11 protein-coding genes are annotated in these 13,355 nt (G+C 59.1%); 7 read left to right on the forward strand and 4 right to left on the reverse strand.

Annotated elements, in window-relative coordinates; genetic code table 11:
* Positions 1–114 precede the first annotated feature (114 nt).
* From OCW50_RS08035 to OCW50_RS08045, 4 genes are all read right to left on the reverse strand, one after another.
* Positions 115–573 (reverse strand): TnsA endonuclease N-terminal domain-containing protein, encoded by a 459-nt coding sequence (locus tag OCW50_RS08035; protein WP_262297082.1) that lies wholly within the window; start codon positions 571–573, stop codon positions 115–117.
* Positions 574–2,519: 1,946 nt separating this feature from the next.
* Positions 2,520–2,984, reverse strand: a complete 465-nt coding sequence (locus OCW50_RS33350) for a Mu transposase C-terminal domain-containing protein (RefSeq protein WP_373371333.1) — start codon at positions 2,982–2,984, stop codon at positions 2,520–2,522.
* A gap of 72 nt (positions 2,985–3,056) precedes the next feature.
* Positions 3,057–4,673 carry an AAA family ATPase gene (locus tag OCW50_RS08040; RefSeq protein ID WP_262297083.1) on the reverse strand — a complete coding sequence of 539 codons (1,617 nt, stop codon included), beginning with the start codon at positions 4,671–4,673 and terminating at the stop codon, positions 3,057–3,059.
* Between the two features lie 447 nt (positions 4,674–5,120).
* Positions 5,121–5,918 (reverse strand): hypothetical protein, encoded by a 798-nt coding sequence (locus OCW50_RS08045; protein ID WP_262297084.1) that lies wholly within the window; start codon positions 5,916–5,918, stop codon positions 5,121–5,123.
* A gap of 132 nt (positions 5,919–6,050) precedes the next feature.
* Here OCW50_RS08045 and OCW50_RS33355 point away from each other — a divergent pair, with 132 nt between their 5' ends.
* From OCW50_RS33355 to OCW50_RS08075, 7 genes are all read left to right on the forward strand, one after another.
* A complete protein-coding gene (locus OCW50_RS33355) occupies positions 6,051–6,413 on the forward strand; it encodes a helix-turn-helix domain-containing protein (RefSeq protein ID WP_373371334.1) in 363 nt (120 codons plus the stop codon).
* A 291-nt stretch (positions 6,414–6,704) separates the two neighbouring features.
* Positions 6,705–7,064, forward strand: coding sequence for an ArsR/SmtB family transcription factor (locus OCW50_RS08050; RefSeq protein WP_262297085.1), 360 nt, complete (start codon positions 6,705–6,707; stop codon positions 7,062–7,064).
* Complete coding sequence (locus OCW50_RS08055; RefSeq protein WP_262297317.1) at positions 7,015–7,584, forward strand: arsenate reductase ArsC; 570 nt, start codon at positions 7,015–7,017, stop codon at positions 7,582–7,584. Before OCW50_RS08050 ends, OCW50_RS08055 begins: the two co-directional genes overlap by 50 nt.
* Positions 7,585–8,016: 432 nt before the next feature.
* Positions 8,017–10,479, forward strand: coding sequence for a heavy metal translocating P-type ATPase (locus OCW50_RS08060; protein WP_444547390.1), 2,463 nt, complete (start codon positions 8,017–8,019; stop codon positions 10,477–10,479).
* Between the two features lie 31 nt (positions 10,480–10,510).
* Positions 10,511–10,999 (forward strand): Cu(I)-responsive transcriptional regulator, encoded by a 489-nt coding sequence (cueR, locus tag OCW50_RS08065; protein WP_262297087.1) that lies wholly within the window; start codon positions 10,511–10,513, stop codon positions 10,997–10,999.
* A gap of 145 nt (positions 11,000–11,144) precedes the next feature.
* On the forward strand, positions 11,145–12,515 hold the full coding sequence (locus tag OCW50_RS08070) for an adenylate/guanylate cyclase domain-containing protein (RefSeq protein ID WP_262297088.1): 1,371 nt from the start codon (positions 11,145–11,147) through the stop codon (positions 12,513–12,515).
* A 264-nt stretch (positions 12,516–12,779) separates the two neighbouring features.
* Positions 12,780–13,328, forward strand: a complete 549-nt coding sequence (locus OCW50_RS08075; RefSeq protein WP_262297089.1) for a GNAT family N-acetyltransferase — start codon at positions 12,780–12,782, stop codon at positions 13,326–13,328.
* The last annotated feature ends 27 nt before the right edge of the window (positions 13,329–13,355 follow it).

Raw genomic sequence — 13,355 nt, forward strand, 5'->3', positions numbered from 1 at the left:
GGAAGATCCTTAAATGGAGGCGAACTCGGGGAGTGAATTGTAATGCCCCATTGTCGAATTCAGCGTGTTTGCGAAGTGGGTAGAACGTGCCTGCCGGCATGATATGCTTGGCGGTCACCGGGCGTTGGTTCGGATACAGATCTCGTCCTCTGTCCAGAACTCAAATCGCGCACCGCGCGTGGCACACTCTTGTTCGATCCGCGGTAGCCTTCCGCCGAGATTGGGATCACGTTTCCGCTGCTTCTTCAGTTTCACCTCCCGGTAGACCCGTGTTCCGTCGACCTTGAGAACGAGAAAGTCCGGAGTGTACCGGCGGCAGCGGCCAGCCTCATCGCGCCACCGGAACGTTTCAGGTTGTGCCCAGTACCTCGCGATTTCCAGATCCTTTTCCATGATCACGACAAGATCGCCCTCAAGCAGGCTCTCGAAGGGCACTAGGACGCCGTTCTTCTTTGAGGGGTAATCCCCAGCACAACTCCGGGTGCGCCGACCAGTTAAGATCTTTCGAACCGGGCCTTCAGGATAATCTCCGTATGTCCGCACCGTCTCTGAGGTAGGCTTCTTCTTCGCCAATTGGTTTCTCCACCGAAATTCCTTCAGCGGACCGTTCGTTACTACCCAGCATGCCGACAGGCTCATCCGATCCGATCCTCCCGCTGCGGTAATCAGGCTCGACAAGCGTTTGGTCGTGAGCTTCGCAAGCCGCGGGTTGTATCTCGGCCCAGATCGGAAACCTTTATACCGGGGCGATTGCCGATTATCCATTACAGGACCTGTGATAGCTGTGGGGAGTCTGATTTTTCCCGATAGCTTGTGCCCATCAATGTTTTGGTTTTGGGAACGAAGTGGCAGCCATCCTGGGCTGAGGCGCCAAGCGGTGCCCTTGATGATTTAGCCAGCCTCTGGACCGTTTCTCGGAGTACCCCTTCTTCCAAGATCTGGGTTCCCCGTTTGCCCGCGGCTCCCCCAAGTTTAGTTGTTTAGCAAGTGAGAAGCGCGATATCTGCAGTGCCCGCCACATACTGATCGGCGAGCCTTAGCTTCGGTTGCGGCCGGAGAATAGGGCGGGCCGCCGGATGCCTTACTAACCGAGGCGTCCTGCTCTTCGGTCTCAACTCTTTCCCGGATAGAAGCGACCTGCCTCCTGACATTGCATCTTAGGGGTGGCACGTCCTTTTCGGCAGCAGGAGGTAACTGCTAGGCGGTTTAGCCCGCCTGCAAATTAGTCCCGACTGCCCGCCTTCGACATGTGATCACCAGGAATCGCTTAAGAGGTAGGTAATTTACCGGTTTCCGCCCGATACGTCGTAAGACCTCGAGAATTCGATCATTGAGCGTGTCTTCGGCGGCCTCTAGAGCTGCAGTCTCACCGAATATGGATTTCGGCACCTTCATCAGCAGGCAGACGCCTGCTTACCAGGCCACTCTTTCCTTCGGACCCTACAGCGGCCCGCGCTAAGTTGCTGGGCTGAGTTCCTTCAATGCTCCTTACGGGTCGTACATGGTCAGGTAGCAAGGAGACCCCGCTGCCTGAGAGAGCAGCACCTGTGTTTGGCGATCAGCAAGGCGAAATCTTGGTGCCCCTCAGATGACGAAGTTCGAGGGCGTGAGAACGACCTTGGCGGCGGGCTGCCAAGAATGATCCGGGCAGTCTCCGAAATGGTCGAGTACGGGCAGCACGCGACGGAGGCCGCCTCAAGATGATCTCATCGGGAAAGCCTATCGCTATCGAGCCCTTGCTTGTGTCAATGGCAAGCTCGATTCCCGGCATGAGTCTTCCTACACCAAGGAACATTGGCATTTGAGAGCCTATCGGCTGAACCGCGTTATAGGCGATACCGTTGATCGTGACAGCTCTCTTGGTCACAACACATTGGACATCGCGCTGCACTGCTACACTGTCCGATTTGAGATCTCTGAGCATCAGTATCCTCCTATGATTTCAATTGACCGGACCGGGAGATGGGATCGCTCGTTTAAGCCTCAATGACTAAATTCGATGTAGACTCCGGTAATAGCTTTAGACACTCGGTTGCGAACAACCGTCAGGCAAGGACGTCCGAGGTCCGTTAGTACATCGAGCTGAGTACGGTCGGTGTAGCAGCATGAAGCGACAGCCAGGAACGTCTTGGCTTCTGCCTCTAGGCTAAGTCGGTCTTCTAACCATAGCTTCTTGAGCTCTCCGGCAGCGAAGACGAGAGTGCGATCAGCTATTCTGTCATGGAGGATAAATTTTCCGAGGCGTGGGCTTTTCACGAGATATGGCCGACCGTCGATGCAGATGACTCTCCCAGTCAGCCAGTGAAGCCGTCTTTGGTCTTCAAGGCTCGGCTTGGGAGGGGATAGATCTTGCACTTGGTTTTGCTTAAGAGGCATGATTATTCACTCCTCACAGGTTGCAAACTGAGTTTTGATCACGAACGGTAGCCCTGGAAACTAGGTAATTCGCTCGCGCTGTAACGATCCGGATCGGGGATACGACGCCCCAGCATGGGCCCCGAAAGATTCTCTATTCTGCGTTACCGCTTCGGCCCCGCGGAGCAGCTATTTAACCTTCGCTCAGATCTATGTGAAATCATCCGACCGAGTCTTCTTCTCTGTGTGAGACATTTGCGGTTCCGGAGCAAAAGCAACTCAAACGATGGCTTCGAGCCGTAAGCTCGAGCCGCACGAAGCGCCGTGCGTTGCTCGGATAAGTTCAACCCATGAGCTCCAGGGTACGAGCTTGCTACAATTTCTGCGAAACCATCGGGATGCAGGACTACTGCGGTTCCGAGGTCAGTCGGGTTGATGGCGATATGGACCATTTGTGGATTGTCGGTCCTTCGACCTCGGGCTCCTCGCGAGCAAGTGCGCTCGTAAAGGGCTCGGAGACGAGGCGACTGGTATGTAATTCCAAATACGCACACGCCCTTATGGGTAACAAGCCGTTCATATACAGGCGCAGCTGAGGGCGACGGGGGAGCAACAAAAAATTTGATCATGCCTATCTCCTGGGAGCTCTGGTTTAGGTGCCGATCTGACCGTTTAGGCGAGAAAGCTTGTCGAAGAGAGTTTCAATGCTTCGTTGCAAATGCGGCCCGGGCTTCTGTGATGGCATTTATAATCCGGCCCAACTTGCGCAGTGAGCCCCCATCCCACGTGCGCGCAATCAGATCGAGTTCTGAACTAGTCAGCGGCTCAATCCATCGGAGATCCCACCCCTTATGTTTACACACATCCTCGAGGAGCCTGGGTGCAAGAATAGGCAAGTGTTCGCGTGTGGGTGCTGGGTATTCAACGACTCGAAAGCGGTCGAGAAGCGGGGTCGAGAGCCCTTGAACGGAATTTGCAGTTGCAATGTAGTTTACACACGACAGATTGGCGGATGCACCAAGGTAAGAGTCTGCGTAGGTTGCGGCAGTCTCTGGTTCAAGGAGACCGTGGAGGGCATCGTGAAGGCAGCCGCCAGATCCGCGTCGATGTCCTCCAGCCTTTTCGATTTCATCGAGCACAACGCCGGGATTTGCTATCCGCCGTCGACGGATTAGTTCCAGTGGCACCGACGCCTCGCCAGTGCTCCATCGACGTGGTGTGCCAGCAAAAGAGTTGTCGCTTATGCCGTCGCAAGGATACCGGTGAGCTGGAACACCAAGAACCTCGAATATACGGAGAGAAAAGCGACTTTTCCCAATGCCGGCAGGTCCCAAGAGTAGCACAGGGCTAAACCGAACCGAGGCGCGTCCAACAAGTTCGCTGAGTAGTACGTCAATGGCTTTGCAGGCATTGGGAAACTCTGCAAGGAGCTCTCGGCGCGCGGCGGTGAGGTCAGGCACGGGAACGAGAGGTAGCTCTTTCCCCACGATCTCCTCAAACGACTTAATTGCCTCGCGTCCGGCTTGTGGGTTCTCTATGCCGCTGAGTTCTCTGATAACAAGGCACCGTTCATGCTGGTCTGTACCTCCTGCCGGGGTCGCTTCCGTGCTGATGTAGTTTCCACCTGAACTCTGAGCGAGTTCGATTATCTTGCTTTTGGTCGATTCTCTCTGTTCGAATCCGTCGACTTCAGCGGCAGTCTTTTGCCCTTGGGCAATTTCGTGGGTTAACTTTTCGCCTATCGTAAGCGCCCGAGCGCAGAGATTGTCCCGGCGTGTCAGTCTCGTTTGCGAGCCTACCTGATGGTCAGATGCAACGATAGTCCAACCTATCATTGCGGTGATCATTCGCTCGCGAACCTCGTCTTCGTTGTCTAAGCGCTTGTATGCCCTGTTGGCGGTATAGTGGGCGATTTGTCTTGCCGCGTCGATCGATCCTAGTCCAGCTGCATAGATGCGACATCTCAAAGCTGCATCAGTATCATCGGTGTAACGGTGAAGACCCTGGGTGCTCTCAAGCACGTGAGCAGTCTTCAGAAAAGTATCAGCACTGCACGGGACCGTGAGGGCCTGCAGGGCCTTGATGACTCTGTTCCCGACTTTCGCGGAAAGGGTTACCTCAAGTCGCTCGGCCCAAGCCTTAGCATCGGTAAGGACGTGTCCGGACAAGAATGGCATGCCGCGAAGGAGTTCCGTGGTCGTCGGCAGGTGACGGCCGCTTTGAGCAGCGCGGTTGCGCCGTCGATATTGGCGCTCACGGATAGCTCTAGCTCGCAGCACAAGGTCGTCGTCGAGTTCGAAGTCATCGACTATGTTCATCGGATTCACCTTGTCTGATTGGTATGTCTGGAGTTTTCTTGGCTGGTGGAGGAATGAGCCCGGGCAAGGGCAAGGCGGACGACGGTCTCCGCTGTGAGAACCCCCGTAGCCTCAAGGACGCTAAGCTTCTGGATAATTGGATCGTCCATGCCGGTGAGGACGCTTAGGCGGATGCATATCACTCGATGTGCATCATCGACCGATGACGGGATGTCGAATCTACTGGCGCAGTACTCGACCAACGAATCCACACTTCGTGGCGGCAATGAGAGTTTCTGGATGATTGAATTTGTCAGCTCATGCAGTGATGGCGGGCCGATGTCGGGCCTGGTCTCTGCGACCGGATTAACATGGATCAGCATAGGTGCTCCTCATGGTAGAGACGCAGCAAGTTGGGCCAGGGGAATTGAGTGACCGCGAAGATCGGGTTGTGCAGGATCTTTAGTGTCAGGAGACACGCTTCTCGGTCGCTGATAAATTGGCGTGAGGATATGACGAAACGCTTGGCAAAGTACTCTGCGTGCCCTCAGGTGTAGTTCCGCTGCCTTCTAGCTTTCTTGCATCGACTTCGCTTCTTGCAGCGAAAAGAAGTGCCCATGCCAGCAGCGTTCCAGCCCTGCGGGCAGCCGGTAATGGGTTTCCTTCCAGCAGTGACGCACGTTCGACTCGGCTGAGCGCCGGTATTTGGTAAGGCAAGGTACGATAGAAGACGGATAGACGTTTGCTGATTGCTACATGCTCGACCGCGGTTTGTTGCGTCCAGGCCGCCCTTCCACGGTTTTGGCGCCCGCAGGTCAGTAGCCACATAGGGTCGCGATCTAGAGAATTGTCATCTGGCTTTTTCCGCGGTTCGATCAATTTCCGCAGAAGAGGCCCATTCCGGTCAAAAAATTCATGAGCGGGTGACGATAAAATAGGGATTACTCGGAGATCTATGGCCGTACCGGTGTCAGATTCCACAAATGTATCAAGGGGAATATCGAGTACGATGTGTCGATTTTCAGCGGCGCCCTTACCGTTGTCCAAGAGGGCTGACAGGCTTATAAATTGCTCTATGGAGCCTTCGACGGTGTACAAGGATTGGTGAGCATTTCCTTCTCGCACGCCAATCTGCATACGATCTCGCCCGAGGATGCGGATATACGTTGTAGGCTCCCCGAGCACAGAGAAGCCATGAGCAGATAGTAGGGCAGCTGTATTGATATGATTGTTTTCGCTGGTCCTATAGAAAACGAAAGTACCCATTATTTGGCCCTCCGCCTGCGGGAGGCATTAACCACCACCGCATGTGACCCACATTCATCTTTCTACTGGTGCGCCGCTATTTACTTCCTTCCATGCACCATTGAAGATGCCATTTACGATACATGATGTGTAATGCGAGTCAAACGACATGTCCGGAAATACAGACATAACAAGCTTTATGGGGATAAGCTTGTGATAACTGCTCTCGCTCAAGATCAAAGTATCAGCGGAATTGCGTGTCGAGGCGCGAGAACGATGCTCGGTCTGAGTCAGGAGCAAGTCTGTGCACAAGCCGGTTGCGGCCGCAAACTGCTCAATGATTTTGAGAATGATATTCGGGTCCCGAGCCTAGAGAAGATCCTCGATATCCGGCGTGCACTGGAGCAGAGTGGAGCACAGTTTTTCCTGACGGAGGTTGGGATTGCGGTTGGTGTCCGCGCGGGAAGTGCGTCGGCGAAGTCGGCGCGCGCAAGAGGTTTTTCATCCGCTCAATAACGCGCCGTAGTACTAAGCTGGCCTGGGAAGGTGCTGATGCTCTCGATATGGTGGCACCGCTGCGAAAAGCACCGGGTTCCACTTGATCGCTGATAGCCCACTGGGAGGACTGGCCAAGGTTTGCGGACTCCGCGCAAGCCTTTGTTCTCATAGGCGGGGCAGCACCATACGTTCTATTGTTCTCAACTTTGATCCTGGTTCTGGTCCTCGCACAGGCAACCAAACCAACCGGCTTGCGTGTCCGTCACTGAGGTGTTACCGACATCTCAATAGTTATTGAGATATTGAAATATGGACGAACAGCAGGCTCTTAGTGCTTTTGCGGCGCTCTCACAAGAGACGCGCCTGAAGATTGTACGCCTGCTAGTTCAGGTCGGTCCGGATGGAATGGCGGCCGGTGCGGTCGGCGAAGCGGTCGGCGCGTCCTCTTCCAACCTGAGCTTTCACCTTGGCCATCTTGAGCGTGCTGGACTGGTCCGAGCCCGGCGTGAGTCTCGTTCCATAATTTACAGCGCATCGGTAACTGGTCTCGGCGAACTCATCCGCTTTCTCTTGCAGGACTGCTGCCAAGGGCATCCCGAAATCTGCGCCCTTGTCTTGGATCCACTTACCAACCCTTGTGCATGCGAACCGGAGCCCGCAGAAGGCTGATCGTACCTACAACGTCTTGTTTCTCTGCACAGGCACCACCGCCCGCTCGATCCTGGCCGAAGGCATACTTCGGAAAGACGGCGCCGGTCGCTTCAACGCATACTCGGCAGGGAGCCAACCGAAGGGAACGGTCAATCCGTTCGCCCTGAAGGTGCTCCGCAGTTTCGAATATCCGACCGACGGCTACCGCTCGAAGAGTTGGGACACGTTCACTGGGCCGGATGCGCCCGTGATGGACTTCATCTTCACGGTCTGCGACAGCGCCGCCGGCGAGGCATGTCCGGTGTGGCCTGGCCACCCGGCCTCCGCCCACTGGGGGATCGAGGACCCCGCAGCGGTCCAGGGCACTGACATCGAGAAGGAACGCGCCTTCGTCCAAGCCTTCCGCTACCTGAAGAACCGGAACCTCCTCATCAAACGGTCGCCGTCAGCGGGAACCTTATCCATAAAGAATGCGTGTTCCTGCCCGGAGGTGCGCCTCGCCCCTCTTCCAAACCGCCTTGCAGTGGGACACCTCTGAAAACACTGACGCCTCCGCGGATGTATCACCCAGCAGTGCCCGAAACAGGATCATCGCTCGATCGTCTGCACCCGTGCGGGTCAGACGGATCGCGCCTTTCTCCGGCAGATAAAGCCCGTGAGGTCGGCCCTCCCGGCGGAACAGCATCTCACTGCGACCGAGGTTGCGGGTGATAGCGCTTGTGCGAAGGGCATTGGGATCCAACCCAGAACAGCCGTGGCTGGATCATAGCGGGAGCTCAGTGATGCAGCGAGGCTTGTCCGATTGGATTCGTTGCGCGCCAGGCCCTTGAATAAGCCTCTTGACCTTGCCATCATTGGAAGGATTACACCTCTCCTGAGCTGAGTATTCCAAGGAGACGCTGCGATGGCGACAGCTACTGTAAAGCGCATGAATCAGGTCGGTGAGACCCTCTCCCTGCCCGTCGAGGGCATGACCTGTGCCTCGTGCGTCAGGCGGGTCGAGAAGGTTTTGACGAGCCTGCCGACGGTTGCAGCGGCGAATGTGAATCTCGCCACCGAGCGTGCCGAGGTGACCTTCCGCGGTCCCATGGATGCGGCCGGAGTGGCTCAAGCCATCGAGAAGGCTGGCTATTCCGTGCCTGAGGAAACAACCGAACTCGCCATTGAGGGCATGACCTGCGCCTCGTGCGTGGGCCGCGTCGAGAAGGCGCTCAAGGCGGCACCGGGTGTACTCCAGGCCTCGGTCAACCTGGCGACAGAGAAGGCTACCATCCGCCATCTCGCCAGTGTCGCGACGCCGACCATCCTGGAGCAGGTTGTCCGCAAAGTTGGTTATGAGGCCCGCCGTATCGGCGACGAGCCCGCGACGGACCGGGAGCGGGAACACCGCGAGCGGGAATACAGTGCACTGAAGCGGTCGCTTGCCTTGGCGGCAATCCTGACCCTGCCGGTGTTTGCTCTGGAGATGGGCTCCCACTTCATCCCAGGCATCCACGAGTGGGTCATGGAGACGATTGGGCATCGTGAGAGCTGGTACCTACAGTTCGCACTAACGACCCTTGTCCTGTTCGGACCGGGCCTACGCTTTTTTCAAAAGGGCATCCCTGCCCTGCTTCGCCTGGCGCCTGACATGAACTCGCTCGTGGCTCTGGGGACCACAGCGGCCTATGGATACTCGGTTGTCGCGACCTTCGCCTCCGCGATCCTGCCCGCCGGCACCGTAAACGTCTATTACGAGGCGGCCGCTGTCATCGTCACTCTTATCCTGCTTGGCCGCACGCTCGAGGCGAAGGCCAAGGGTCGGACTTCCGAGGCGATCAAGCGCCTGATGGGGCTACAGGCCAAAACCGCCTACGTCGTTCGCGACGGGAACACGGTCGAGATCCCGCTCGAACAGGTACGCGCCGGGGATCTCGTGCAGGTGCGCCCCGGAGAAAAGGTCCCGGTCGACGGCGAAGTGGTTGAGGGATCATCCTTCGTGGACGAGTCGATGATCACGGGCGAACCCGTTCCCGTGCAGAAGGCTGAAGGAGCCGAGGTAGTCGGCGGCACGATCAACAAGACCGGCAGCTTCACGTTCAAGGCGACCAAGGTCGGGGCCGACACCGTCCTCGCACAGATCATCCGCATGGTCGAACAGGCGCAAGGGTCCAAGCTTCCAATTCAGGCGCTTGTTGACAAGGTGACTGCGTGGTTCGTGCCCGCTGTGATGGCGGCGGCCACCCTCACCTTCCTTGGCTGGTTGGTCCTCGGGCCAGACCCAGCCATGACCTTCGCCCTGGTCAATGCGGTCGCCGTCCTCATCATCGCCTGCCCGTGCGCCATGGGCCTGGCCACCCCGACCTCCATCATGGTCGGCACCGGCCGCGGGGCCGAACTGGGCGTCCTCTTCCGCAAGGGCGAGGCGCTCCAGAGCCTAAAGGGTGTTGGAGTCGTGGCTCTCGACAAAACCGGTACCCTGACCAAGGGCCGTCCGGAGCTCACCGATCTCATTGTTGCCTCCGGCTTCGACGAGGCTGAGGTACTCGGTCTGGTGGCGGCGGTCGAGACCCGCTCCGAACACCCGATCGCGGAGGCGATCGTCGAAGCCGCCAAGCGCCGCGGTCTAAATCTTGCTCCCGTGGATGGCTTCGATGCGGTTCCCGGCTATGGCGTCACGGCGACCGTCCTGGGCCGGAAGGTCGAGGTTGGTGCCGACCGTTACATGGTGAAGCTCGGCTTCGACGTGGCGGCTTTCGCTACATCCGCCGACCGGTTGGGCAGTGAGGGTAAGAGCCCGCTCTATGCGGCCATCGACGGCAGGCTTGCCGCTGTCATCGCGGTCGCCGACCCGATCAAGTCGTCGACGCCCCAGGCTATTGCTGCCCTCCATGCCCTTGGGTTGAAAGTAGCGATGATCACCGGGGATAATCGCCGAACGGCGGAGGCCATCGCTCGCCAAGTCGGCATCGACGAGGTCGTGGCCGAGGTCCTGCCCGACGGCAAGGTCGATGCGGTCAAACGCCTCCGTGAGGGGGGACGCCATGTGGCCTTCGTGGGCGACGGCATCAATGACGCTCCTGCCTTGGCCGAGGCGGATGTCGGCCTTGCGATCGGCACCGGCACAGACATCGCAATCGAAAGTGCGGACGTAGTGCTGATGTCGGGCGACCTGCGGGGCGTCGCCAACGCCATCGCCCTGTCCAAAGCGACAATCCGCAACATCAAGCAGAACCTGTTCTGGGCCTTCGCCTACAACGTGGTGCTGATCCCTGTGGCGGCCGGTGTCCTTTATCCGGTTGACGGAACCTTGCTGTCCCCAATCGTGGCGGCCGCCGCCATGGCGCTCTCGAGCGTGTTCGTCCTCGGCAATGCGCTGCGGCTTCGGGGCTTCCAAGCCCCGGTCGCGGATGCCACCACCCCGTCGACTGCACCCGCTCTCGCGACGAACTGAAACAACTCAGCCCGAATAGAGGGAGTATGACATGAACATCGGACAGGCCGCCGAAGCCTCAGGTGTCTCGGCCAAGATGATCCGTTACTACGAGTCGATCGGGTTGATCCCGAAGACAGTGCGCACCGAAGCGGGATACCGCGTGTATTCAGACAATGACGTCGCCACCCTCGGCTTTATCCGGCGGGCCCGCGACCTTGGCTTCTCCGTCGAGCAGATCGCGGAACTCGTCGCCCTGTGGCGTGACCGTGACCGGGCCAGTACCGACGTGAAGAGAATCGCCCTGGAGCACGTAGAGGTTCTGGAGCGGAAAGCACGCGAGCTGCAGGAGATGGCCGCAACCCTCAAGCATCTCGCGAAGCACTGCCATGGCGACACACGCCCGGAGTGCCCGATCATCGAGGGGCTTCAGACCGGTGGCGGCACAGGCTCGATCGACCTCCACTCGTCTTCCCAGTTCGGAGCCGTCGGTCTCCGTTCCGCACATCGAGACACAGCGCCAAAGAGGGTGCGCAGCTAGCTCAGGGCTTCGCGCCGTTGGGGCCCTTGCCGCCATGCAATCGAAGATTCCGCCCGGCGAGAGCTGAACGAAGACCACGACCTTCAGATACCATCGAAGGTACTGGAGCCATGGATCTAGAGGCGAATGAGGTGAGGAAGTCATAATGATTAATCTCGCCGGGGCGGTGCCATTCCTGGGCACGTTCGGAGCCGCGCCCCTGCCGGATCGCGTGGCCGCCTCTCTGCGCCTTGAAGAGCAGGAAGGGCTGCGCCTCGCCGCCAAGGTCCGCATCGTGCTTCTCGCCGTAGCCTTCGTTTGGCTCGGGCACGACCTATTCCACGTCGGCTGGGCGGCCGTGTTCAACCTCGCGGCGGTGGGAGCGGTCCTCGCCTCCGGCCTGGCCGAGTTCGCAATCCTGAAGCGACACCGCCATCCGCGCGGCATCGCCATGGCATTTGCCCTGCTCGACAGCGTCATCCTCGGGGTCGTCCTGGCCCTGCCCAACCCCTGGCTCGACGGCACGATCCCGGTCACCGTGACCCTCAAGGGCGGCCTGGTGCTCTGGTTCGTGTTCCTGCTGGCCCTGCGCACCTTTGCCCTCGATCCCCTCCTGCTGCTGTGGTCCGGGGTCTGTGCGGTGCTGGGTTGGTCCATTCCCCTCGCCGTTGCCGCCTTCGACCCCGGCATCCGCATCGGCGTCCCAAGCATGTCGGGGAGCCTCGCCGCGAACGCCGTCGAGGCGTTTCGCGATCTCGCCTTCGTGCATATCGGGCAGTGGTACACCGAAGCTCTCGTGCTGCTTCTGGTAGCGGCAGCACTCGCGGCGGCGGTTGAACGCTCACGCCGCCTGGCGCTCACCCGGGCCAGCGCCGAGCGCCGGCAAGCCAACCTCGCGCGCTACTTCTCGCCCCGCGTGGTGGAACGGCTTGCCCGTTCCGACCAGCCATTCGGCGGGGATCGGCGGCAGGAGGTGGCCGTGCTCTTTGCCGACATCAAGGGCTTCACGACACTGTCCGAGCAACTTGCTCCCGAGGAGGTCATGCAGCTCCTGCGCGGGTTCCATGCCCGGATGGAGGAGGTCGTCTTCGCCCATGGCGGCACCCTGGACAAGTTCATCGGCGATGCGCTCCTGGTCACGTTCGGGGTTCCCGATCCCGCTGCCGACGACGCCGTCCGGGCGCTCGCCTGCGCCCAGGCCATGCTGGCTGAGGTCGAACGGTGGAACGACGAGCGTGCGCGGAGTGGCCAGGACGCCATCGGGATCGGCATCGGCCTTCACTACGGCCCGGTCGTCATGGGTGACCTCGGCTCGGAGCGCTCGATGGCGTTCACGGTTGTCGGTGACACGGTCAACACGGCCAGCCGCCTCCAGGGCATCACGCGTGAGCTGGGCTGCGGGGTCGTCGCCAGCGAGGCCTTCATGGCAAGGACCCGCGAGGCGGCAGGCGACCTGTCCGCCATCGATGCCCTTCGGCCCGTCGGCCCCCGCAACCTGAGGGGCCGCAGTGCCCCCATCGAGATCTGGTGCGGGTAGCTGCGCCTCCAAGCGCTGCCATCGCAGTCGGAAGGGCTGCCTGTCCGTGCTCTTCGCCCAGCCTTTCGGCTGACGAAACCGCCGCCGGGTACCTGCGCCATATCCCGTCGGATCCAAGGTCACGGGATAGAGGCGGAAATCGTCCATGGACCACAAGGCCAAGACCTCTGCCTGAGGCACCCCCGGATCGACGCAATTCAGCGAATCTGCGCGATAAGGTAGGATCTGCCATTAGGCAGTTGCCCCCTTTGGGAGGGCCGCTTCATGGAAATCAACGCAATCAGCTCTCGGCATGACTTTGAAGAGGCGCATGCGCTCATCAATGCCATGGGCCAATGGGACGCCGAGCAGTCCCGCAGGTTCGGAGTACCCGATGTTGAATTGATAGAATTCAACTACGGACACACTGTAGAAACCCTGATGGAAAAGTTCAGCCAGCGCGGCGCGGCATTCTTCTTAGCCCGCGTGGACAAAGATGTTGCCGGATGGGTTAGCTATTCGCAGTCAGATGACAGTGTTGCTGAACTACAGAAAATGTACGTCCGCGCCGAGGCGAGAGGCAAAGGCGTTGCGAAGGGCCTGATGACCGCCTGCCTGGATCGAATGCGCGGGGACGGAAACGCTAGTGTGCGATTGGAAACCGTGACGTTTATGACGGACGCCATAGCGCTGTACGAGGCCTTTGGCTTCACGCGAAGGCCCCCTTTTCCGAGCGGTTCCCCTAAGCTTGCAGCCCATCACGATTTTCATGGAGAGGAAGATCTAGGGACCGAATCCTGGGCGAACCGCCTTCCTGCCAGGCGAACGGGATAAGCCTTTCCCATGCTGCCGCGTGCCGTG

Origin of the sequence: Microvirga sesbaniae (genome assembly GCF_025460805.1) — a bacterium.
In the GTDB taxonomy this organism is placed as follows: Bacteria; Pseudomonadota; Alphaproteobacteria; order Rhizobiales; family Beijerinckiaceae; genus Microvirga; species Microvirga sesbaniae.

Bases quoted from the DNA above. Each gene is read 5' to 3' on its own strand.
- OCW50_RS08060 (WP_444547390.1), top strand. From the start codon at position 8,017: ATGACCTGTGCCTCGTGCGTCAGGCGGGTCGAGAAGGTTTTGACGAGC.
- OCW50_RS08050 (WP_262297085.1), top strand. From the start codon at position 6,705: ATGGACGAACAGCAGGCTCTTAGTGCTTTTGCGGCGCTCTCACAAGAG.
- OCW50_RS08075 (WP_262297089.1), top strand. From the start codon at position 12,780: ATGGAAATCAACGCAATCAGCTCTCGGCATGACTTTGAAGAGGCGCAT.
- cueR (WP_262297087.1), top strand. From the start codon at position 10,511: ATGAACATCGGACAGGCCGCCGAAGCCTCAGGTGTCTCGGCCAAGATG.
- OCW50_RS08045 (WP_262297084.1), bottom strand. From the start codon at position 5,918: ATGGGTACTTTCGTTTTCTATAGGACCAGCGAAAACAATCATATCAAT.
- OCW50_RS33350 (WP_373371333.1), bottom strand. From the start codon at position 2,984: ATGATCAAATTTTTTGTTGCTCCCCCGTCGCCCTCAGCTGCGCCTGTA.
- OCW50_RS08070 (WP_262297088.1), top strand. From the start codon at position 11,145: ATGATTAATCTCGCCGGGGCGGTGCCATTCCTGGGCACGTTCGGAGCC.
- OCW50_RS08040 (WP_262297083.1), bottom strand. From the start codon at position 4,673: ATGAACATAGTCGATGACTTCGAACTCGACGACGACCTTGTGCTGCGA.
- OCW50_RS33355 (WP_373371334.1), top strand. From the start codon at position 6,051: ATGCGAGTCAAACGACATGTCCGGAAATACAGACATAACAAGCTTTAT.